The 21,305-nt window shown below is 64.9% G+C and carries 18 protein-coding genes; 10 read left to right on the top strand and 8 right to left on the bottom strand.

Annotated elements, in window-relative coordinates; translation table 11 throughout:
• Positions 1–33 precede the first annotated feature (33 nt).
• The 3 genes from N7333_RS05265 to aroC form a co-directional block, all read right to left on the bottom strand.
• Positions 34–570 (bottom strand): acireductone dioxygenase, encoded by a 537-nt coding sequence (locus N7333_RS05265; RefSeq protein ID WP_012018356.1) that lies wholly within the window; start codon positions 568–570, stop codon positions 34–36.
• On the bottom strand, positions 567–1,739 hold the full coding sequence (locus N7333_RS05260; RefSeq protein WP_129483379.1) for an MFS transporter: 1,173 nt from the start codon (positions 1,737–1,739) through the stop codon (positions 567–569). Before N7333_RS05260 ends, N7333_RS05265 begins: the two co-directional genes overlap by 4 nt.
• An 85-nt stretch (positions 1,740–1,824) precedes the next feature.
• A complete protein-coding gene (gene aroC, locus N7333_RS05255; protein ID WP_129483378.1) occupies positions 1,825–2,916 on the bottom strand; it encodes a chorismate synthase in 1,092 nt (363 codons plus the stop codon).
• A gap of 123 nt (positions 2,917–3,039) precedes the next feature.
• Between aroC and N7333_RS05250 the strand changes: the two genes are divergently transcribed.
• Positions 3,040–4,032 (top strand): alpha/beta fold hydrolase, encoded by a 993-nt coding sequence (locus tag N7333_RS05250; RefSeq protein ID WP_129483377.1) that lies wholly within the window; start codon positions 3,040–3,042, stop codon positions 4,030–4,032.
• A gap of 36 nt (positions 4,033–4,068) precedes the next feature.
• On the top strand, positions 4,069–4,875 hold the full coding sequence (locus N7333_RS05245; protein ID WP_129483376.1) for a hypothetical protein: 807 nt from the start codon (positions 4,069–4,071) through the stop codon (positions 4,873–4,875).
• 53 nt (positions 4,876–4,928) lie between these two features.
• Here N7333_RS05245 and prmB read toward each other — a convergent pair whose 3' ends face one another.
• Positions 4,929–5,849: a 50S ribosomal protein L3 N(5)-glutamine methyltransferase gene (prmB, locus tag N7333_RS05240; RefSeq protein ID WP_096826665.1), complete on the bottom strand. Its 921-nt coding sequence runs from the start codon at positions 5,847–5,849 to the stop codon at positions 4,929–4,931.
• Positions 5,850–6,022: 173 nt separating this feature from the next.
• On the opposite strand from prmB, the gene nhaD reads away from it, so the two are divergent.
• The 6 genes from nhaD (at position 6,023) to N7333_RS05210 (ending at position 10,381) form a co-directional block, all read left to right on the top strand.
• Positions 6,023–7,315: a sodium:proton antiporter NhaD gene (nhaD, locus tag N7333_RS05235; protein ID WP_003243807.1), complete on the top strand. Its 1,293-nt coding sequence runs from the start codon at positions 6,023–6,025 to the stop codon at positions 7,313–7,315.
• 337 nt (positions 7,316–7,652) lie between these two features.
• Complete coding sequence (locus tag N7333_RS05230) at positions 7,653–8,249, top strand: cysteine hydrolase family protein (RefSeq protein ID WP_003243805.1); 597 nt, start codon at positions 7,653–7,655, stop codon at positions 8,247–8,249.
• A gap of 80 nt (positions 8,250–8,329) precedes the next feature.
• Positions 8,330–8,650, top strand: coding sequence for a hypothetical protein (locus N7333_RS05225; protein WP_003243803.1), 321 nt, complete (start codon positions 8,330–8,332; stop codon positions 8,648–8,650).
• 109 nt (positions 8,651–8,759) lie between these two features.
• Positions 8,760–9,317 (top strand): Smr/MutS family protein, encoded by a 558-nt coding sequence (locus tag N7333_RS05220; protein ID WP_012018962.1) that lies wholly within the window; start codon positions 8,760–8,762, stop codon positions 9,315–9,317.
• Positions 9,318–9,402: 85 nt separating this feature from the next.
• Positions 9,403–9,948, top strand: a complete 546-nt coding sequence (gene folE, locus N7333_RS05215; RefSeq protein ID WP_003243798.1) for a GTP cyclohydrolase I FolE — start codon at positions 9,403–9,405, stop codon at positions 9,946–9,948.
• A gap of 64 nt (positions 9,949–10,012) precedes the next feature.
• Positions 10,013–10,381: a glutathione S-transferase N-terminal domain-containing protein gene (locus N7333_RS05210; RefSeq protein WP_003243796.1), complete on the top strand. Its 369-nt coding sequence runs from the start codon at positions 10,013–10,015 to the stop codon at positions 10,379–10,381.
• Positions 10,382–10,522: 141 nt separating this feature from the next.
• On the opposite strand, the gene ligA is transcribed toward N7333_RS05210, so the two are convergent.
• The 4 genes from ligA to N7333_RS05190 all read right to left on the bottom strand — a co-directional run bounded on the left by ligA (position 10,523) and on the right by N7333_RS05190 (position 18,090).
• A complete protein-coding gene (gene ligA / locus N7333_RS05205) occupies positions 10,523–12,883 on the bottom strand; it encodes an NAD-dependent DNA ligase LigA (RefSeq protein WP_129483375.1) in 2,361 nt (786 codons plus the stop codon).
• Positions 12,884–12,943: 60 nt separating this feature from the next.
• Positions 12,944–13,765, bottom strand: coding sequence for a cell division protein ZipA (gene zipA, locus N7333_RS05200; protein ID WP_096826668.1), 822 nt, complete (start codon positions 13,763–13,765; stop codon positions 12,944–12,946).
• Between the two features lie 170 nt (positions 13,766–13,935).
• Positions 13,936–17,424: a chromosome segregation protein SMC gene (smc, locus tag N7333_RS05195; RefSeq protein ID WP_129483374.1), complete on the bottom strand. Its 3,489-nt coding sequence runs from the start codon at positions 17,422–17,424 to the stop codon at positions 13,936–13,938.
• 6 nt (positions 17,425–17,430) lie between these two features.
• On the bottom strand, positions 17,431–18,090 hold the full coding sequence (locus N7333_RS05190) for a GntR family transcriptional regulator (protein ID WP_012018967.1): 660 nt from the start codon (positions 18,088–18,090) through the stop codon (positions 17,431–17,433).
• Positions 18,091–18,322: 232 nt separating this feature from the next.
• Here N7333_RS05190 and N7333_RS05185 point away from each other — a divergent pair, with 232 nt between their 5' ends.
• Together N7333_RS05185 and xdhA are read left to right on the top strand one after the other, a co-directional pair.
• Positions 18,323–19,456: an alkane 1-monooxygenase gene (locus N7333_RS05185; RefSeq protein ID WP_129483373.1), complete on the top strand. Its 1,134-nt coding sequence runs from the start codon at positions 18,323–18,325 to the stop codon at positions 19,454–19,456.
• Between the two features lie 386 nt (positions 19,457–19,842).
• Positions 19,843–21,282 (top strand): xanthine dehydrogenase small subunit, encoded by a 1,440-nt coding sequence (xdhA, locus tag N7333_RS05180; RefSeq protein WP_129483372.1) that lies wholly within the window; start codon positions 19,843–19,845, stop codon positions 21,280–21,282.
• The last annotated feature ends 23 nt before the right edge of the window (positions 21,283–21,305 follow it).

The following is a 21,305-nucleotide window of genomic DNA, read 5'->3' as shown; positions in this document are numbered from 1 at the left end:
GATCGTCATCGCTTTGCCAGGGTTCCCCCTGCCTCACTCGCCCAGACGGGCAAAACGGCTGGCGATGTCATCGCCCGTGGGTTGAGGCGCCTCGTCACTGGCGCTCAGACGCAGCGCCAGCAGGTGCGGTTCCTCGCCCAGGTCGAACCAGTGGCGGGTGCCCGCGGGCAACTCCAGCAGATCGCCACGCTCGCCCTGCAACACATACACGTAGCCATCCAGATGCAGGCTGAGCTGGGCGAAACCGCCGAGAAACAGCCAGGCACTGGCGGTCGGTTGCATCTGCTCGTCCAGATGCCGCGCACGCATCTCCAGCTTCTGCGGGTGGTTGCGCTGCAGGTTGAACAGCTCGTGATGCGGATACCCCTCCTCCATCAGCCGCTGCAGCCAGAGGCCGTAGGCCGCCTCGAACTCGGCCTGCTCGCAGCCCGGTCGCAAGGCTGCCGGCAGCTCCAGCTGGCGGTAAGCGATACCGACCGCGGCCAGCGTGCTGGCGATGTCCTCGGCATGGGTCAGCACCTTGTTCGGCAGATTCGGGGAGCTGTGCAGATGAACGCTGAGGCTGGTCATGAGGTACTCGCTGAAGTCAGGGGCCGCTCAGGCGGCAGACGAAGGGCAATGATAACCGCTGCAGCCAGCGCTGCCAGACTGGCTAGGGCAAAGGTCCAGGCCGGGCCGAGGCTGCTCCAGCTGTAGCCCGCATACAGCGCGCCGAGGGCACCGCCGATACCGGCCAGGGTGGCGTACAGCGCCTGGCCCTGGCCCTGCTGACGGTCGGCAAAGCTGCGCTGGATGAAATGGATGCTGGCGGCATGGAAGGCGCCGAAGGTGGCGGCGTGCATGCACTGAGCCAGCAGCAGGATCGCCAGCTGGTCGGCCAGGTTGCCCAGCAGCAGCCAGCGCACGGCGGTGATCAGGAAGCTGGCCAGCAGCACCGCGCGCAGCGAATAGCGCTCCAGCAGCCGCGCCATGATCAGAAACAGCAGGATCTCCGCCACCACCCCCAGCGCCCAGAGCATGCCGATCACCCCGCGGCTGTAGCCGAGCGCCTCCAGATGCAGGGTGAGAAAGGTGTAATAGGGCCCGTTGCTCAGTTGCATCAGCCCGACGCTGGCATAGAAGGCGAGAATGCCGGGGCGGCCCAGCTGACGCAGGAAACCGCCCTGTTCGGCGCTGCCGGGGCGCAGCAGCGGCTGGGCGTTGGGCACCCAGAAGCTGCCGGCGACGATGCCGGCCATGATCAGTATCAGCGCCCAGGGGTAGGCATCCAGGCTCAGCCATTCGAACAGGCGGCCCAGGCCGACCACCGCGACGATGAAACCGATGCTGCCCCACAGGCGAATCTGGCTGTAGCGCGCGGCCTGCTCGCGCAGATGCGCCAGGGTGATGACCTCGAACTGCGGCAGCACCGCGTGCCAGAAGAACGCGTGCGCCGCCATGATCAAAGCCAGCCAGGCATAACTGTGGCTGATGAAGATGCCGGCGAAGCACACCAGCGTGCACAGCGCGCCGAGGCGCACGATCAGCAGGCGCTGACCGGTGTGATCGCCGAGCCAGCCCCACAGGTTCGGTGCCAGGCAGCGCATCAGCATGGGAATGGCCACCAGCTCGCCGATGCGCGCCGGCGAGAAACCCAGGTGATCGAAGTACAGCGCCAGGAACGGCGCCGTGGCGCCGAGCAGGGCGAAGTAGAAGAAGTAGAAGCCGGACAGGCGCCAGTAGGGCAACGCGTGAATCATGGCCCGGTCTTAGCCTGGGTCGAGCGCAGCGATAGCCGGGGCAGCGGTTGTTGGGTATCGCTGCGCGCCACCCAACCTACCGCGCTCACAGCTGCGGCAGCACCGGCGTCGCCACACGCACCTCGGCGTTCTGCGCGCGATGACGCAGCAGATGATCCATCAGCACGATGGCCATCATCGCCTCGGCGATCGGCGTGGCGCGGATGCCTACACAGGGATCGTGGCGCCCCTTGGTAATGACCTCTACCGGGTTGCCGTCGATGTCGATCGAGCGCCCCGGCGTGGTGATGCTGGAGGTGGGCTTGAGCGCCAGGTGGGCAACGATGGGCTGACCGCTGGAAATACCGCCGAGAATGCCGCCGGCGTTGTTGGTCAGGAAGCCTTCGGGCGTCAGCTCGTCGCGGTGCTCGGTGCCGCGTTGACTGACGCTGGCGAAACCTGCGCCGATCTCCACGCCCTTGACCGCGTTGATGCTCATCAGCGCATGGGCCAGCTCGGCGTCCAGACGGTCGAAGATCGGCTCGCCAAGCCCCGGCATCACCCCTTCGGCTACCACGGTGATCTTCGCGCCGACCGAATCCTGGTCGCGGCGCAACTGATCCATGTAGGTCTCAAGCGCAGGCACCTTGTCCGGATCGGGGCTGAAGAAGGCGTTCTGCTCGACGCTGTCCCAGGTCTTGAACGGAATCTCGATCGGGCCGAGCTGGCTCATATAGCCGCGCACTTGGATCCCTTGCGTGGCCAGGTACTTCTTGGCGATGGCGCCGGCGGCCACGCGCATGGCGGTCTCGCGCGCCGAACTGCGGCCGCCGCCACGGTAGTCGCGGATGCCGTACTTGTGGTGGTAGGTGTAGTCGGCGTGGGCCGGACGGAACAGATCCTTGATCGCCGAGTAGTCCTTGGACTTCTGGTCGGTGTTGCGGATCAGCAAACCGATGGCGCAACCGGTGGTCTTGCCCTCGAACACGCCGGAAAGAATCTCCACCACGTCGTCTTCCTGGCGCTGCGTGGTGTGGCGGCTGGTGCCCGGCTTGCGTCGGTCGAGATCGCGCTGCATGTCCTCCAGCGACAATTCCAGGCCCGGTGGGCAACCGTCGACGATGGCGACCAGGGCCGGGCCATGGCTTTCGCCAGCGGTGGTGACGGTGAACAGCTTGCCGTAGGTATTGCCGGACATGGGACGACGCTCCGCGAAATTCAGCCCCGACCTGCCGCTGCGCAGGCCGTTTAACGAGGTGGGCGAGTATACCCGTGGCGATCTTCCAGTTCACCCCGAACCTTGGTGCTCGGCTAGCGTCCAATGCCAGTCTGCCACTACCCTACCCCCATCATGCTGCAAGCACTGCTCTTGTCCCTCACCCTGATCACCGGCCTGGCCCAGGCCAGCACTATCCGGCAACTCCCCCTCAGCCTCGACACCGACCAGGGCACCCTGTACGGCAGTCTGCTGGTGCCGCAAAGCGACGCGCCGGTGCCGGTGGCGCTGCTGATCGCCGGCTCCGGCCCCACCGACCGCGACGGCAACAACCCCGCGGGCGGCCACAACGATGCGCTGAAGAAGCTGGCCCAGGTGTTGGCGCGCAATGGCATCGCCAGCCTGCGTTACGACAAGCGCGGCGTGGCCGCCAGCAGCAAAGCCACACCGGATGAGCGCAACCTCAGCGTCGAGCGCTACGTGACCGATGCCGAAGGCTGGGGACAGCTGCTCAAACGCGACCCGCGCTTCGACCGGCTGATCCTCGTCGGCCACAGCGAAGGTGCGCTCATTGCAAGCCTGGCCGCCGCCCGCAGCGGCGCCGATGCCCTGGTATCGATCGCCGGTCCCGCCTACCCCATCGGCCAAGTGCTCGACGCACAACTGGCCATGCGCCTGCCGCCTGCGCAACTGGCGCAGAGCCGGCGCATCCTCGCCAGCCTGATCCGCGGGCAGGAGCAGGCCGATGTGCCCGAACCCCTGCAGGTGCTGTTTCGTCCCAGCGTGCAGCCCTACCTGATCAGCCTGCTGCGGCAGAACCCGGCCGAAGCCTTTGCCGCACTGGAGATTCCGGCGCTGATTGTGCAGGGCGGTCACGACGCCCAGGTCGGGGTGGACAACGCCGAGATTCTCAAGCAGGCCAAACCGGATGCCGAACTGGCGCTGATCCCCGGCATGAACCACGTCATGCGCATCACCCCCCTACCCTGGCAGGAACAGCTGGCCTCCTACAACGATCCTCAGCTACCGTTGGCGCGTGCGCTCGGTGAACACATCGTCCGTTTCATTCGCTCCAGTACGGAGCAAAATGGTCGATAACCTGCCATGACAGTCGTATCAGCGCCCAGGACAGCCATGAGCGAACAACCCGCCCCCTCCACCGAAACCCTCGCCCAGGCCGATGCTCAGCAGCCTGGCGAAACGCCGGCCATCGCTCATCCCTGGGCCGACCTGGCGCCTGAGCAGTTCAGCCTGTTGCGCCTGGCCGCATTGCCGGTGGATCGGGAAACCGGGCCGCGCCCGCTGCGCTTCATCCAGCTCGGCCGGGTGGAGCGTCACGCCAAGGACCTCAGCCTGCTGCGCCTGAGTCTGCAAGTGCCCGGGCAGCGCACGCATCGCGAGCAGAACCTGCTCGAGGTATGGGCCGACCACCAACGCAAGGAAGTGCGTTTCGGTCCGGACAAGGGTCTCAGCGTCGAGCCCGCCAACCGCGGTCTGGGTCGTTTCCTGCTCGCCCAGGGCATCGCCTGGGCGCGCCAGCGCTACGCTCACTATCAGGTCGAAGGCGGCGCCCTGCCCACCAAGGACAACTTCAACGAGGCCGCCCGCGCGCGCCGCGACCACGCGCTGAAGGCGCAGGGTTTTACCATCGAGTACAGCGACCCATTGCAGCTCAAGCCTTTCTACAGTGCTGCGCGGGTCAGCTCGCTGCATGGCGATTGGCAAACGGAGAAGGTGCAGATCATCGAACTGCTGGACGCCGCGGCCATGCTGCAGCAGGCCGATCAACGCCTGCAGGAACAGGAGGTCAAGCTGCGCAAGCTGGAGGAAAAACTCGAACGCCTCAAGCGCGAGGACAGTGGCCTGCGCTTCACCATCACCTGCCTGGTGGCTTTTTCCCTGTTCCAGGCCGGGCTACTGATCTGGATCGCCACGCGCTGAGATGATTGCTGCGCACGGCGCACCTTAGGGTAGGGTGCGCCGTGCGCATCGCGTCACGCCGAGATACGCGAACGGAACAGCGCCTGATGCTCGCGGCACTGCTTGGCCGCCAGCAGAAACACGCCGTGGCCGCCGCGCTCGAACTCCAGCCAGGTGAAATCCACTTCCGGATACAGCGCCTCGACATGCACCTGGCTGTTGCCCACCTCGACGATCAGCAGACCGCGCTCGGTCAGGTGATCGGCCGCCTCGGCCAGCATGCGCCGTACCAGATCCAGGCCGTCGTCGCCGCAGGCCAGGCCCATGGCCGGTTCGTGCTGGTACTCGGCCGGCATGTCGGCGAAGTCCTCGGCATCCACGTAGGGCGGATTGGACACGATCAGGTCGAAGCGCTGCCCAGGCAGGCCGGCGAAGCCATCGCCCTGCACGCAGTAGACGCGCTCTTCCAGGCCATGGCGCTCGATGTTCTGGTTGGCCACTTCCAGCGCCTCGAACGACAGATCGGCCAGCACCACCTCCGCCTCGGGAAACTCGTAGGCGCAGGCGATGCCGATGCAGCCGGAGCCGGTGCACAGGTCCAGCACCCGGGCCGGCTCTTGCGGCAGCCAGGGGGCGAAATGACGCTCGATCAGCTCGGCGATCGGCGAACGCGGGACCAGCACGCGCTCATCGACCCTGAACGGCAGGCCGCAGAACCAGGCTTCACCCAGCAGGTAGGCGGTGGGCACGCGCTCTTCGATGCGGCGCTTGAGCAGGCCCTGCAGATGCAGGTGCTCGTCGTCTTCCAGGCGGCAATCGAGGTAGGCATCGGATATTTCCCAGGGAAGATGCAGTGCGCCAAGCACCAGTTGGCGAGCCTCGTCCCAGGCGTTGTCGGTACCGTGGCCGAAGAACAGCTGCTCGGCCTGAAAGCGGCTGACGGCCCAACGGATGTAGTCGCGCAGAGTACGTAAACGGGTAGCGGGAGCAGTCACGGGCGGTCTCCGGGGTGAAAAACGCGGAAGTTTAGCCCAGACCGCACGAAGGACGCATGGCCACAGATAAATGTCGTGAAGTCGCCATTTGACCGCTGCCAGGATCCGGGTCACATCGTTATAATTTGCAACGAATTCTTAACCCTTCCCATCCCTTCTCAACGAGATTTTCCATGGTCATCGACCCCTTCTCGCTCACGGGCTTGCTCGTGCTGGCGATATTCCTTATTGGCATGACGCTGATAGTTTTTGAAGCACAACTGGAGATGGATAAGTTCAAGCCGGCCATGTTCATGATGTCCGGCCTGATCGTCATCGGCCTGCATTACGCCCTGACCGATCCCAACGGCTTCCAGTACTTCCTCCACGCCCAGAGCGAAACCAAGGAAGAGCTGTTCGGCCTGATCGCCTTCATGGCCTTCATGTGGATGGTGGTGGAGCTGCTCAACGAGCGAAACGTATTCACCGCGCTCAACGGCTACCTGCTGCGCAAGGGCCTCGGCGCCCGCGGCATGTTCTGGGCCACCGGTGCGCTGTCGGCAACCCTGTCGCCCTTTCTCAACAACTTCACCACGGCGATGATCTTCGGCAAGACCATCACCAGCATCTCCAGCCACCCGCGCTACACCCACGTGGCGCTGTGCAACATTGTGGTGGCGTCCAACTCCGGGGTCTGGTTCCTCGGCACCTCCACCAGCCTGATGGTGGTACTGGCCGGCAAGATCAGCATCGCCGGCCTGCTGCTGTTGATCCCCTCGGCGCTGATCGGCTGGCTGTTGTTCGCCGCCACCCTGCAGTTGTTCTACCTGAACAAGCTGGACGGCCAGCAGCTGATCCGCAAGGTGGATGCCAGCGAGAGCCGGCTCAAACCGGGCGGCGCCGGCCTGGCGCTGGTGGGCTTCATTGCCGTGATCGGCGCGGTGCTGTGCAACATCGTGCTCAAGGTCGGCATCGAGTTCGCCATCGGTATCGGTCTGGGGCTGGTGGCGCTGTACAGCTGGCTGCTCACCCGCCTGGGCATCGAGACGCGCTGGCACGAGCAGCTGCAGAAGGTGGAGTGGAACGCCCTGCTGTTCTTCATCGGCATCATCACCTCGGTGGCCTGCCTCAACCACGTCGGCTGGCTGTCCTATATCTCGCGCTTGTTCGAGCTGCTCGATCCGACCCTGGTCAACGTGGTGCTGGGCGTGGCCTCCGGGGTGATGGACAACGTACCGGTGGAGGCTGCCGCGCTGATGTCCAACCCCAATCTGGGTCTGGATCAATGGGCGCTGAATGCGCTGATGGTGGGTATCGGCGGTTCGCTGACGGTGGTGGGCTCAGCGGCCGGGGTGATGGCCATGACGCTGGACAAGAGCTACAGCTTCGGCGTGCACCTGAAGTTTCTGCCGGCGATCCTGGTCAACTTCCTCGGCTCGCTCGGTATCTGGTACCTGCAGTTCCAGTGGCTGGGCCTGGGCGGCTGACGCGGCAGCGCGCCGCCATGGCCTGGCAGAGAAACACGCCGGTCAAGCACTAGGTTTGCGAGCCGACGCCGGATCAGCGCGGCTCATCCGGCGGGCGACGCAACTCGCGCAGGACGGCGATGGCGACCGCCACGGAGAACAGCAGCCAGAAATGCGAGGAAAACTGCGAAAAAAGTGACATGAGCAACTCCTTTTGCGTACGACTCCGATTCCTTTGGAGCAGTTCCGATTCTGCTCCGCCCTTGGCGGGCGAGCAAGCATTGACGCAGATAGAGGTTCACAGAGCGCTCTGGCAAGCGGACAATGGCACATCATCACCATCAGCCAGGAGTCCGAGATGTCCCTTCCGCAAACCATGTTCCAGCTCACCGGTCGTGGTCACGCACCGGCCAGCCTGAGCAATGCGACCTTGCTGATCATCGATGCCCAGGAAGAGTATCGCAGCGGCGTGCTCGCCCTGCCCGGCCTGGACCCCGCCCTCGCCGAGATCGCCAGCCTGCTGGCCGCTGCCCGCTCAGCCGGCACCGACATCGTTCACGTCAAACACCTCGGCATTCCCGGCGGCCTGCTCGACCCCAGCGGCCCGCGCGGTCGCCACCTGCCGGAAGCCGCTCCGCTGGCCGGTGAAATCGTGGTGGAAAAGCGTCTGCCCAACGCCTTTGCCGGTACTGAACTGCACGACCGCCTGCAGGCGCTCGGCCACCTGGACCTGATCGTCTGCGGCTTCATGACCCACTCCAGCGTCAGCACCACGGTACGCGCCGCCAAGGACTATGGTTATCGCTGCACCCTGGTCGATGCCGCCTGCGCCACGCGTGATCTGCCCGCTCCGGACGGCAGCGTGATCGCCGCCGCCGAAGTGCATCGCATCGAGATGATTGCCCTGGGCGACAACTTCGCCACCCTGGTGCCCCAGGCCAAATCGCTGATCTGAGTCGGCAATGGCCGTGACGAACCGGCGGAACCCCGGGGACACCGACCGGTCATAGCGCCGACAAGCCAAAGGAAATCGGCATGAAGCTGTCCGATGATTTCGATGCACGCCGACTGCGTCCACGCCAGCCCAAGAGCTGGCGGCTGCGTGTCGGTGCAGGCCTGGGCGCGCTGCTGGCTACCCTCGGCATTCTCCTGGCCATGGCCGGTGTCGCCTCGCTGGTGGGACGAGCGCCGGCCCTGGGCGGCCTCAACGACTCCACTGGCGAAGCCATTGCTCTGCTGCTGCTCGGCCTGTTCCTGCTCTGGGCCGGCATCGCTTTCTGGCGCCGCTGCCGCAGGCGTCTGCGCCGCCCCAGCGATCTCAGCCTGTCGCCACACCTGATGAAAAAGCGCGACTGAGCAGGTAGAAAACAGCACGCAGCTATTGGGTCTCGCGTCGCGCTGGCCCACAGGGTGGCCGCCAGGAGCGGCACGCCCTAAAATGCCCGCCTGTTTCGCGGAGCTTCCGATGCAAGACGACGACATTTCCCTGTTCAAGGCCGAGCTGCGCGGCGTCAAGCCGATCAAGCACGACCGTGCCGACACCGGCAAACCCAAACCCGACCGCAAGCAGTTCACGACCTTGCGCCAGGCGGCAACCATCAGCCAGGGCGAGACCAAGGTGGACGGCCTGTCCGACCAGTTCGTCATCGACGTCGGCGCCGAGGACCCGCTCTACTGGGCCGGCAATGGCGTGCAGGAAGGGCAGATGCGCAAGCTCAAGCTCGGCCAGATTCCCTTCGACGGCAGCCTCGACCTGCACGGCATGAGTGTCGAGAAAGCGCGTGACACGCTGTGGGAGTTCCTCGCCGAAGCCGCCAGGCTAGAGGTGCGCTGCGTGCGCGTGACCCATGGCAAGGCGGTGCGCATGGACGGGCGCAAGCCGATGATCAAGAGTCATGTGAACACTTGGCTGCGCCAGCACCCGCAAGTGCTGGGCTTCACCTCTTGTCAGGCCAAGCACGGTGGCACCGGCGCCGTGTATATCCTGCTCAAGCGCACCATGATGGATGGCCGCGACGAGTAACCTGCGTCGCATTGGCACCTGACGCTCTTGTCAGGCCCCTGACGGCGCCCTACCCTGCGCCCTTCGATACCCAACAGGATTTTCCATGTCCCTGGAACAACACTACACAGCGATCCTCGGCCAGCTCGGCGAAGACGCCACCCGCGAAGGTCTGCTGGATACGCCCAAGCGCGCCGCCAAGGCCATGCAGTACCTCTGCCGCGGCTACCAGCAGACGCTGGAGGAAGTCACCAACGGCGCGCTGTTCAGCTCCGACAACAGCGAAATGGTGCTGGTCAAGAACATCGAGCTGTACTCGCTGTGCGAGCACCACATGTTGCCGTTCATCGGCAAGGCCCATGTCGCCTACATCCCCAACGGCAAGGTGCTCGGCCTGTCCAAGGTGGCGCGCATCGTCGACATGTACGCCCGGCGCCTGCAGATCCAGGAGAACCTCAGCCGCCAGATCGCCGAAGCGGTCGCGCAGGTCACCGGTGCCCTCGGCGTGGCGGTGGTCATCGAAGCGCAGCACATGTGCATGATGATGCGCGGCGTGGAGAAGCAGAACTCTTCCATGGTCACCTCGGTGATGCTCGGCGAATTCCGCACCAACCCGGCGACTCGCGGCGAATTCCTCAATCTGGTTCGCTGATCCCGCTCAAGACGACGGCCGCTCACTTCGGTGAACGGCCGTCGGCATTTCAGGAGTTAGAAAGATGTTGCTCAAAGCCCTTCGTATCGGCCTGGGCCAGCTGGTCGTGTTCGTTGACTGGATCAGCCGCCCGCGCAAGCTCAAGCGCAGCCCCGAGGCGCAAGCCGAAGTCGAGCGCGCCACGGCCAATCTGGCGCTGTACCAGTTCCACGCCTGCCCGTTCTGCGTCAAGGTCAGGCGCACCCTGCACCGCCTCAACCTGCCGGTACAACTGCGCGACGCCAAGCACGATGCCGAGCACCGCCAGGCGCTGGAGCAGCAAGGCGGACGCATCAAGGTGCCGTGCCTGCGCATCGAGGAAAACGGCCAGAGCACCTGGCTGTACGAGTCCAAGGCGATCATCGCCTATCTGGATCAGCGCTTCGCCGCTTGAGGATCGCAGAGGCCAAGGTGCGCATGGCGCACCCTACGGTTGGTGTCGACGGATGTAGGGTGCGCCGTGCGCACCGGGATCGTATCGCTCAGTTCGTAGCCCGGATGCAATCCGGGAGGTCGTAGAGCGGGTTCACCCGCCCTACGCTTCAATGCCGTAGCTCTTGAGCTGCTCGAGAAACTGCGCTTCATCCAGCACCTTCACCCCCAGCTCGCTGGCCTTGGCCAGCTTCGAGCCGGCGCCGGGGCCGGCGACCACGCAGTGGGTCTTGGCCGACACCGAACCGGCCACCTTGGCACCCAGGCTTTCCAGCTTTTCCTTGGCGACGTCGCGGCTCATCACCTCCAGGGTGCCGGTCAGCACCCAGGTCTGGCCGGCCAAAGGCAGACCTTCGGCGACCTTCTTCTCGCTTTCCCAGTGCATGCCGAACTCGCGCAGCTGCTGCTCGATGGCGCGGGCACGCTGGGCGTTGGCCGTCTCGTCGAAGAACTCGCGCACCGCCTTGGCCTGCCTCTCGGGCAGTGCCTGGCGCATGTCCAGCCAGTCGCCATTGAGCACGCCTTCCAGGCTGCCGAAGCGCTCGGCCAGCTTCTGCGCCGCTCCCGGGCCGACAGTGGGAATGTTCAGCTTGTCGAGCATGCCGCCGAGCGTGGCCACGGCGGAGAACTCGGCGCTCAGCTCGCCTTCGTCCTGCAACTCGAGGCCGCACTCGCCGAGCAAGGCGCTGATCACCTGCTGGTTGTGCGCATCCTCGAAGAAGCTGTGGATCTCGTGGGCCACTTCCAGGCCGATATCCGGCAGGTAGGTGAGCACCTCGGGCAGCGCCTGACGCACACGCTCCAGCGAGGCCAGCGAACGGGCCAGCACCTTGGCCGTTTCCTCGCCCACGTCGGGAATGCCGAGGGCATAGATGAAACGCGCCAGGCTCGGCCGCTTGCTGTTCTCGATGGCTGCCAGCAGCTTGTTGCTGGAAACCTCGGCAAAGCCTTCCAGACCGATGATCTGCTCGAAGCTCAGCTTGTACAGGTCGGCCGGCGAGCCGATCAGCTTCTCGTCCACCAGTTGCTCGATGGTCTTGTCGCCGAGGCCCTCGATATCCATGGCGCGACGCGAGACGAAATGGATGATCGCCTGCTTGAGCTGCGCCTGGCAGCTCAGCCGGCCGACGCAGCGGTATACCGAACCTTCGCTGACGCTGGCCTTGCCCTTGCTGCGTTTGATCAGTTGCGTGCGCTCCACCGCCGAGCCGCACACCGGGCACTGCTCGGGGATATGCACGGGCCGCGCATCGGCCGGGCGACGCTCGGGCACCACCGCCATCACCTGCGGGATCACGTCGCCGGCGCGGCGGATGATCACCGTGTCGCCGATCATCACACCCAGGCGCGCCACTTCGTCCATGTTGTGCAGGGTGGCGTTGGCCACCATCACGCCCGCCACCTTGACCGGCTTGAGCCGCGCCACCGGGGTGACTGCACCGGTGCGCCCCACCTGAAACTCCACGTCGAGCAGTTCGGTGAGCTCTTCCTGCGCAGGGAACTTGTGGGCGATGGCCCAGTGCGGCGTGCGCGCGCGAAAGCCCAGCTGCTGCTGATCCTCGATATTGTTGACCTTGAACACCACGCCATCGATGTCATAGGCCAGGCTCATGCGCCGCTGACCGATATCGCGGTAGTAATCCAGGCAGGCCTCCACACCCTTGGCCAGTTTCAGCTCGCGACTGATCGGAATGCCCCAGGCCTTGAGCTGTTGCAACATGGCCACTTGAGTGCCCGGCAGCTCGCCGCTGACCTGGCCAACGCCATAGCAGCAGAACTCCAGCGGGCGGCTGGCGGTGATCTTCGGGTCGAGCTGGCGCAGGCTGCCGGCGGCGGCGTTGCGCGGGTTGGCGAAGGTCTTGCCGCCGGCCTCGGCCTGGCGTGCATTGAGCTCCTCGAAGCCGGCCTTGGGCATGAATACTTCGCCACGCACTTCCAGCACCTGCGGCCAGCCATCGCCCTGCAGCTTGAGTGGCACGTTGCGGATAGTGCGCACATTGGCGCTGATGTCCTCGCCGGTGCTGCCATCGCCGCGCGTGGCGCCGCGCACCAGTTGGCCATTCTCGTAGCGCAGGCTGACGGCCAGGCCATCGAGCTTGGGTTCGCAACTGTACTCGAGCTCGGCGCCGCCGCCGAACAGGTCCCCGCCAGCGAGGCCCAGGCCGCTCTGTACGCTGCGGTCGAAGGCGCGCAGGTCGTCTTCCTCGAAGGCGTTGCCCAGGCTGAGCATCGGCACTTCATGGCGCACCTCGCCGAAGGCGCTGAGCGCCTCACCACCGACGCGCTGGGTCGGCGACTCGGGCGTGACCAGCTCCGGATGCTCGGCTTCCAGCGCCTGCAGCTCGCGGAACAGACGGTCGTACTCGGCGTCGGGCACGCTCGGTTCGTCCAGCACGTAGTAACGGTAGTTGTGCGCATCCAGTTCGTTGCGCAGTTCGGAAATACGTTGGGCGGCGTCGGTCATGCTCGGTCTCTCAAACGAAAAGAGCAGCCTTGGCTGCTCTCTTTTGACTTCGTGTACGGGTCAGCGTTTCTGTGTCAGCTGCCGGCGCTCGAACTCGACGATGCGCTGGCGGTAATGTTCGATGGTCTGCGCGGTCATCACGCTGCGCTGGTCATCCTTCAGCTCGCCGCCCAGTTCGTGGGCCAGCTTGCGGGCAGCTGCGACCATCACGTCGAAGGCCTGCTTGGGATGACGCGGACCGGGCAGGCTGAGGAAGAAGCTCACCGCGCGAGTGCTGAAGCCTTCGATATCGTCCAGATCGAAAGTACCGGGCTTGAGCGCGTTGGCCATGGAGAACAGGACCTCGCCGTTACCGGCCATGCTCTCGTGACGATGGAAGATGTCCATTTCGCCGAAGCGCAGACCGCTTTCCAGGATGTTCTGCAGCAATGCCGGGCCCTTGAAGCCGAGGTCGTCGCGGGCAACGACGTTGATCACCAGCACTTCCTCCACCGGCGCGGCTTCGGCCGAGGGCTTGGCGGATTTCTTCGGCTCCTGGGGTTTGTCGTCGACCGGATTGAGCAGAGTCGGTACCGGCTCGTCGACGGCCAGATTGAGGTCGCCCTGCTGCGGTTCGTTGCGCGAGCGGCGCGGCAGCTCCTTGGCGCTCATCGAGGGCAGATCGTCCTCGTCCAGTTGCGGCTCCATCTCACGCTTGACCACACGCGGCGGGCTGAGCAGGTCGGGGTCGCTGTCATCGTCGGGCATGTTGGCGAAGCTGCGGTCGAGCTTGAACTTGAGCCTGCCCTTGCCACCGCGCATGCGGCGCCAGCCGTCGAAGAGAATGCCAGCGATAACGATGATGCCAATAACGATCAGCCATTCGCGCAGACCGAATTCCATGAAATACCCGACCCCTAAAAATTCTGGTGAAAAAAAGATCCAATCAACCGGATCACAACTTGACTATAAAACGCGACGCCAACTCCATGTTCTATCTGACGTTTTCCGCGTGTAACAAAAGTGGGCAATAAGCTAGCACGACGAAAGGCAACTTTACACAGGCAGACGCATCAGCTCTCCACCATCGCCAGCGCCTCTTCGACATCCACCGCCACCAGGCGCGAGCAGCCCGGCTCGTGCATGGTGACCCCCATCAGTTGATCGGCCATTTCCATGGCGATCTTGTTGTGAGTGATGTAGATGAACTGCACCGTCGCCGACATTTCCTTGACCAGACGCGCATAGCGACCCACGTTGGCGTCGTCCAGCGGCGCATCCACTTCATCCAACATGCAGAACGGCGCCGGATTAAGCTGGAAGATGGAAAACACCAGCGCCAACGCCGTCAGCGCTTTCTCTCCACCGGAGAGCAAATGAATGGTGCTGTTCTTCTTGCCCGGGGGCCGCGCCATGATGGTTACACCGGTATCGAGTAAATCTTCGCCGGTGAGTTCCAAATAAGCGTTGCCGCCACCGAAAACTTTTGGAAAGAGTGCCTGCAAACCGCCATTGATCTGATCGAAGGTGTCCTTGAAACGATTGCGCGTTTCCTTGTCGATCTTGCGGATGACGTTTTCCAGGGTTTCCAGGGCCTCGACCAGATCCGCGTCCTGCGCATCCAGGTAGCGCTTGCGCTCGGACTGCTGCTGATACTCGTCGATGGCTGCCAGGTTGATCGGCCCGAGCCGGGCGATGCGTGCGGCCATGCGCTCCAGCTCTTCTTCCCAGGCGCTTTCCGTGGCCTCGGCCGGCAGGGTGGCGATCACCCCGTGCAGGTCGTAATTGTCCTCGGCGAGCTGGTCGGCCAGGGCCTTGCGTCGCACGTTGAGCGACTGCCAGTCCATGCGCTGCTGCTCGAGCTGGCTGCGCAGCATCTGCGCCTGCTGCTCGGCCTGGGTACGGCGCTTCTCGGCATCGCGCAGTTCGCGGTCGGCATCTTCCAGCGCCAGGCGCGCCTGGCGCAGTTCCTCGTCCACCGCCATGCGCCGCTCGAGCAGCTCCTCGAGCTTGATGCGCAGCTCTTCCAGAGGCGCCTCGCCCTCTTCCAGATTCAGCGACAACTGCTCACGCCGCTCGTGCAGGCGCTCGGCCTGCATCTCCAGACGCTCCAGCGCCTGGCGGGTGGAGTCGTGCTGCGCCTTGAGCGAACCGACCCGTACCGCCAGCTGGTGAGCGTGATCCTTGTGCTGACGCGCTTCCTGGCGCACACGGTCGAGGCGCTCACGCAGGCTGTCGCGGCTGGCCAGCAGACTTTCGCGCTGCTCGTTATCCAGCGCCATGGCGTCCAATGCATCCTGCAGTTGCAGGCGCGCTTCGCCCAGTTGCTCCTGCTCGATCTCGCGCTGCTCGGCCGCTTCCTGCAGTTCGTCCTGCAGACGGCGGCGACGCAGTCCCAACTGCTCGGCCTTGGCCTGGCTGGCGGACAGGCGCGCCTTTAGCTCGCTCACCTGGCGCGCCAGTTCCTGGCCTTGGCGGCGTTGCTGCTCGCGTTGTTCTTCCTGGCGGCGTTGCTCGTCGCGTAGCGCCATCAGGCGTTCATCCAGCTGCGCCAGGGCCGCTTCGCGCTCCTCGCGCTCAAGCTGTAGGCGTTCCAGTTCCTGGCCGCGGGCCAGTACACCGCTGTCCGCCTCGGCGGCGCGGCGTACGCGCAGAAAATGCCGGCCGACCCAGTAGCCGTCGCGGCTGATCAGGCTTTCGCCATCGGCCAGCTGCGCGCGAGCCGCCAGAGCCTGCTCCAGCGACTCCACCGGGCGCACACTGGCTAGCCAGGGCGACAGATCGTGGCTCGACTCGATCTTGTCCAGCAGGCTGCCGGCGCGACGGCCACCAGCGGTGCCCGGGCTGGCCAGGCGCAGCTCGCCCTGCTCCAGGCTGGCAAAATCCAGCCCGGCGAAATCGTCCAGCAGCACGGCCTGCAGGTCAGCGCCGAGCACGGTTTCCACCGCCAGCTCCCAGCCGGCTTCCACGCGCAGCCCTTCGGCCAGGCGCGGACGCTGCAGCAGGTTCTGCTCGCGCAGCCAGTCGCCTGCGCCCTGCCCGGGATCGAGCGCGGCCTGTTGCAGGGCCTCCAGTGACGCCAGACGGCCGTTCAGCCGCTGCAGTTCACCCTGAGCCTGCTGCTGCGCCTGGCCGGCTTGCTGCAACTCCTCGCGCAATTGCTGCAGGCGCTCGGCCTGCTGCTCTTCGGCCAGCTGCAGGGCTTCGTGCTCCAGCTCTCCGGCGGCGAGCTGTTCGTTCAGTTCGAGAATGGCGGCGTCTTCGGGGTCGGCCGCCAATTGCTGCAGCTCTTCGTTCAGTCGGCGCTGGCGTTCGGCCAGGCGCTCCAGGCTCTGCTCCAGCTGGGCGATGCGCAACTGCTGCACCTCGGCCTGGCGACGCGGCTCGGCGCTGCGCTGGTTGAAACCGTCCCATTGCTCCTGCCAGCCATGCATGGCGGCCTCGGCCTCTTCCAGGCCGGCGGCGGACTCCTCGGCAGCGGCGGTGGTCAGCTCCTGCTCGGGCAGGAGCATCTCCAGCTCTTCGCCCAGAGTGGCCAGCAGGGTGCGGTCATGGCCAAGGTGCGATTCGGTTTCCAGGCGCGCCTTTTCCGCCTCGCGCAGGTCGTCCTGCAACTGGCGCAGACGCTGCTGGCCATGCTGGATGCTCTGCTCGACGCGAGCGATATCGCCACCCACGGAATAGAAGCGGCCCTGCACCAGGTTGAACCGTTCGGAGAGTTCGTGATGGCCATCGCGCAGGCGCTCGATGGCGGCATCGGCACTGCGCTGCTCGGCCACCAACGCCTCGAAGGCCACTTCCTGGTCGCCGATCACCTGCTCGCGGCTGCCGACCTGCTGATTCAGGGTCTGCCAGCGCAGGGCCAGCAGCTGGGCCTTGAGCTGACGCTCCTCGGCCTTGTATTCCTGGTACTTCTCCGCCGCCTGGGCCTGACGGTGCAGACGTTCGAGCTGGCGCTCCAGCTCCTCGCGCAGGTCGGTCAGGCGCGCCAGGTTTTCCTGGGTGCGGCGGATACGGTTCTCGGTCTCGCGGCGGCGCTCCTTGTACTTGGAGATGCCGGCGGCTTCCTCGATGAAATTGCGCAGCTCCTCGGGCTTGGCCTCGATCAGCTTGCTGATCATGCCCTGCTCGATGATCGAGTAACTGCGCGGCCCCAGGCCGGTGCCGAGGAAGATATCGGTGATATCGCGGCGACGGCACTTGGTGCCGTTGAGGAAATAGGTGTTCTGCCCGTCGCGAGTCACCCGGCGGCGGATGGAAATCTCGGCGAAGGCGGCGTATTCGCCCACCAGCGAGTTGTCGCTGTTGTCGAAGATCAGCTCGATGGAGGCCTGGGTCACCGGCTTGCGCGTGTTGGAGCCGTTGAAGATGACGTCGGTCATCGACTCGCCACGGAGGTTCTTCGCCGAACTTTCACCCATCACCCAGCGAACGGCGTCGATGATGTTGGACTTGCCGCAACCGTTGGGCCCGACCACCGCCGCCATGTTGCTGGGAAAGCTCACCGTCGTCGGATCGACGAAGGACTTGAAGCCGGCCAGCTTGATGCTTTTCAGGCGCATCTGGGCTTAGCGCTCGGCCAGGGTCGCCAGCACCAGCTGGCAGTTGTGCTGACCGTAGGCCTGCAGCACTTCGCGGGCGCGGGCGTGATCGCGGGCGATGATCGCCTGCAGCAGGCTGGCGAAGGTGTTCATGAACTGACCCATCTCGCCTTTGCGCCGCTCCAGCGCCAGGTGGTAGGTGCGGCTGATGGCCGGCAGCAGGTTCTCCAGAGTTTCCTGCAGGTAGGGGTTGTCGGCGAAGGGGAAGGCGGCGCGCATGACGTCGAAGCTGTTCTCGACGAAGGCGCCGATATCGCTGCGCTCGAGGCTGTCCTGCAGACGTCGCTGGATATCGAGGAAGGGCGCCAGATCGGTTTCGGCCTGCCAGCGGTCGGCCACCGCGCGCGCCAGCAGGATGTACAGCTCGATCACCAGGCCGTAGAGGCTCTGCACCTTGTGCGGAGTCAGTTCGGTGACCTGGGCGCCGCGGCGCGGCAGGATCACGATCAGGTGGCGGCGCTCGAGAATCAGCAGCGCCTCGCGCACGGAACCACGGCTGACATTGAGCGCCTGGGTGACCTTCTGCTCCTGGATGCGCTCGCGTTCCTTGAGCTCACCGCGAATGATGCGTTCGGCCAGGTAATGGGCAATTTGCTCGGCGAGGCTGTCCGGGGCCTTGAACGTCATGACATTCCTTATTTGCGTCGATCCAGGGGCGGGCGGTCGAGTCTGGGAGCCCCGCCACGGCTGGGCGGGAGCCAAAAAAACTGGCGGCGAGTGTAACACAGGGTGTTACCGGGCCAAGCGTCCGGGCGCGGTGCTTTCCGTTCGAAAGGTCGGGCTGTCAGGGGTAGTCGCAGAAGACGATTGTCCTACAATCCTACCAATGCATTCATAACAAGAATCAAGCGGAGCCCCCATGTTCGAACGCCTGCCCTCGCACTGGATGATCGCACTGAAGAAAGTCGGCTACTGGATCTGGCTGATCCCGGTACTCGGCATACCCCTCAGCTACTACTGGTCGCTGGGCAGCGCGCACGCCGATGCCTGGGCCTGGCTGGTGATCACGGTGGTGTTCGGCGTCATTCCGCTGCTGGATTTCGTCGTGGGTCGCGACCCGGCCAACCCGGACGAACGCGAGGAAGTACCGGCGCTTGAGGCTCAGGGCTACTACCGCCTGCTGAGCCTGGCGACAGTGCCGCTGCTGCTGGCGATGCTGATCTGGAGCGGCTGGATTTTCGTCAGTTACGAAGGCTGGAGCTGGGTCGGCCAGCTCGGCTGGGTGCTGTCGGTCGGCACGGTGATGGGGGCCATCGGCATCACCGTGTCGCACGAGCTGATCCACAAGGATCCGCGTCTGGAACAGAATGCCGGGGGCCTGCTGCTGGCGGCGGTGTGCTACGCCGGCTTCAAGGTGGAGCATGTACGCGGCCACCACGTGCACGTATCCACGCCCGAGGACGCCTCCTCCTCGCGCTTCGGCCAGAGCCTGTACGCCTTTCTGCCGCACGCCTACAAGCACAACTTCCTCAACGCCTGGAAGCTGGAGGCCGAGCGCCTGGGGCGCCGCGGCCTGCCGGCCCTGCACTGGCGCAACGAACTGATCTGGTGGTACGCAATAAGCGCGCTGTTGCTGCTCGGCTTCACCCTGGCCTTAGGCGCACTCGGCGCGCTGTTCTTCCTCGGCCAGGCGGTGATGGCCTTCACCCTGCTGGAGATCGTCAACTACGTCGAGCATTACGGCCTGCACCGGCGGAAACTGGACAACGGCCGCTACGAGCGCACCAATCCGCACCATTCATGGAACAGCAACTTCCTGCTTACCAACCTGTTCCTGTTCCACCTGCAGCGTCACTCCGATCACCACGCCTACGCCAAACGCCGTTATCAGGTATTGCGCCATTTCGACGACAGCCCGCAGTTGCCCAATGGCTATGCGGGGATGATCGTACTCGCCCTCTTCCCGCCGCTGTGGCGCGCGGTGATGGACCCCAAGGTCCGCGCCTACTACGCCGGCGAGGAACATCAGCTGAGCGAATCGCAGCTGACGTAAGCCCTGAGCCACCCTCCCCATCCCAACCCCGGCAGCGCAGGCTCCCGGGGTTTTGTTTTGGCTATGTCGTATTTGCTTGTTGATGCAGCGATTTGGCTTTGTAGGGTGCGCCGTGCGCACCTGCTGCTTAGTTGAACAGCGGTGCGCATGGCGCACCCTACCCTCTGGCAGCGCCTGCGCTGGCATGAAAGTCGCTACGCTGAACGCATGGCGGCCTCATAACCGATTTGCATGACAAGCAGCTGACCACAGGGTCAAATATTTGTTGACCCAAAAGTCAGAAAACTCTAGATTGACCCCATGGCAGCCCGCGCCAGGGCCCTGCAGTGCGTGCATCACCTGGCCAGCCAACCGAGTCATAACAATAAAGTGCCTGGAGGTCGTCCTTGATCCAGTTTTTACTCAACCGGGAGCTGCGCACCGAGCATGCCCTGGACCCCAACGTCACCGTGCTCAACTATCTGCGTGAGCACGTTGGCAAGACCGGAACCAAGGAAGGCTGCGCCTCCGGCGACTGCGGTGCCTGCACCGTGGTGGTGGGCGAGCTCGATGGCGAGCGCGTGCGCTATCGCACCCTCAACTCCTGCCTGACCTTCGTCTCCAGCCTGCACGGCAAACAGCTGATCACCGTCGAAGACCTCAAGCATCAGGGCAAGCTGCACAGCGTGCAGCAGGCGATGGTCGACTGCCATGGCTCGCAGTGCGGCTTCTGCACCCCCGGCTTCATCATGTCGCTGTTCGCCCTGCAGAAGAACTCCACCGGCTTCGACAAGGGCGCCACGCTGGAAGCCCTGGCCGGCAATCTGTGCCGCTGCACCGGCTACCGCCCGATCATCGACGCCGCCGAGCAGGCCTGCTGCCAGAAGCAGCCGGACCAGTTCGACGCCTTCGAAGCCGACACCGTGGCCCGGCTCAAGGCCATCGCCCCGCGCGAAACCGCCGAGCTCAACAGCGGCGACAAGCGCTGCCTGGTGCCGCTGACCGTGGCCGACCTGGCCGACCTCTACACCGCCAACCCGGAAGCCCGCCTGCTCGCCGGCGGTACCGACCTGGCCCTGGAAGTCACCCAGTTCCACCGTGAACTGCCGGTGATGATCTACGTCGGCCATATCGAGGATATGAAGCGCATCGAAGTGACCGACAGCGCCATCGAAATCGGCGCTGCCGCGGCGCTGTCCGACTGCTACGAAGCGCTGTCGCGCGAGTACCCGGACTTCGGCGAGCTGCTGCACCGTTTCGCCTCGCTGCAGATCCGCAACCAGGGCACCCTGGGCGGCAATATCGGCAACGCCTCGCCCATCGGTGACGCCCCGCCGCTGCTGATCGCCCTCGGCGCGCAGATCGCCCTGCGCCGGGGCAACACCCGACGCATCCTGCCGCTGCAGGACTACTTCCTCGACTACAAGGTGACCGCCCGCCAGGAAGCCGAATTCATCGAGAAGATCATCGTGCCGCGCTCCCAGGCCAACCAGGCGTTCCGCGCCTACAAGGTGTCCAAGCGCCTGGACGACGACATCTCCGCCGTCTGCGCGGCCTTCAACCTGACTATCGTCGACGGCGTGGTGACAGACGCGCGCATCGCCTTCGGCGGCATGGCCGCCATCCCCAAACGCGCCAGCGCCTGCGAAGCGGCCCTGGTCGGCTCGGCCTGGTATCCCGGCGTGATCGAACGCGCCTGCGAAGCACTGGGCGAGGACTTCACCCCGCTGTCGGATTTCCGCGCCAGCAAGGAATACCGCCTGCTCACTGCCCAGAACCTGCTGCGCAAGTTCTTCCTGGAACAGCAGTCACCCGAAATCGAAACCCGGGTCACGGCTTACGCCTGAGCGCGCAGCATTTTTTTGGAGAC

This window comes from Pseudomonas sp. GD04158 (genome assembly GCF_029834875.1).
GTDB lineage: Bacteria > Pseudomonadota > Gammaproteobacteria > Pseudomonadales > Pseudomonadaceae > Aquipseudomonas > Aquipseudomonas hydrolytica.
Note: the sequence above shows the minus strand (reverse complement) of the source record. Positions and strands in the feature narration are given on the sequence as shown.

What these genes read in the sequence shown, in the direction of transcription:
- N7333_RS05260 (WP_129483379.1), bottom strand. Translation starts at nt 1,739, where the DNA reads ATGATTCACGCGTTGCCCTACTGGCGCCTGTCCGGCTTCTACTTCTTC.
- N7333_RS05265 (WP_012018356.1), bottom strand. Translation starts at nt 570, where the DNA reads ATGACCAGCCTCAGCGTTCATCTGCACAGCTCCCCGAATCTGCCGAAC.
- N7333_RS05220 (WP_012018962.1), top strand. Translation starts at nt 8,760, where the DNA reads ATGCAAGACGACGACATTTCCCTGTTCAAGGCCGAGCTGCGCGGCGTC.
- nhaD (WP_003243807.1), top strand. Translation starts at nt 6,023, where the DNA reads ATGGTCATCGACCCCTTCTCGCTCACGGGCTTGCTCGTGCTGGCGATA.
- N7333_RS05250 (WP_129483377.1), top strand. Translation starts at nt 3,040, where the DNA reads ATGCCAGTCTGCCACTACCCTACCCCCATCATGCTGCAAGCACTGCTC.
- N7333_RS05185 (WP_129483373.1), top strand. Translation starts at nt 18,323, where the DNA reads ATGTTCGAACGCCTGCCCTCGCACTGGATGATCGCACTGAAGAAAGTC.
- folE (WP_003243798.1), top strand. Translation starts at nt 9,403, where the DNA reads ATGTCCCTGGAACAACACTACACAGCGATCCTCGGCCAGCTCGGCGAA.
- ligA (WP_129483375.1), bottom strand. Translation starts at nt 12,883, where the DNA reads ATGACCGACGCCGCCCAACGTATTTCCGAACTGCGCAACGAACTGGAT.
- N7333_RS05225 (WP_003243803.1), top strand. Translation starts at nt 8,330, where the DNA reads ATGAAGCTGTCCGATGATTTCGATGCACGCCGACTGCGTCCACGCCAG.
- N7333_RS05230 (WP_003243805.1), top strand. Translation starts at nt 7,653, where the DNA reads ATGTCCCTTCCGCAAACCATGTTCCAGCTCACCGGTCGTGGTCACGCA.
- smc (WP_129483374.1), bottom strand. Translation starts at nt 17,424, where the DNA reads ATGCGCCTGAAAAGCATCAAGCTGGCCGGCTTCAAGTCCTTCGTCGAT.
- zipA (WP_096826668.1), bottom strand. Translation starts at nt 13,765, where the DNA reads ATGGAATTCGGTCTGCGCGAATGGCTGATCGTTATTGGCATCATCGTT.
- N7333_RS05245 (WP_129483376.1), top strand. Translation starts at nt 4,069, where the DNA reads ATGAGCGAACAACCCGCCCCCTCCACCGAAACCCTCGCCCAGGCCGAT.
- aroC (WP_129483378.1), bottom strand. Translation starts at nt 2,916, where the DNA reads ATGTCCGGCAATACCTACGGCAAGCTGTTCACCGTCACCACCGCTGGC.
- N7333_RS05210 (WP_003243796.1), top strand. Translation starts at nt 10,013, where the DNA reads ATGTTGCTCAAAGCCCTTCGTATCGGCCTGGGCCAGCTGGTCGTGTTC.
- N7333_RS05190 (WP_012018967.1), bottom strand. Translation starts at nt 18,090, where the DNA reads ATGACGTTCAAGGCCCCGGACAGCCTCGCCGAGCAAATTGCCCATTAC.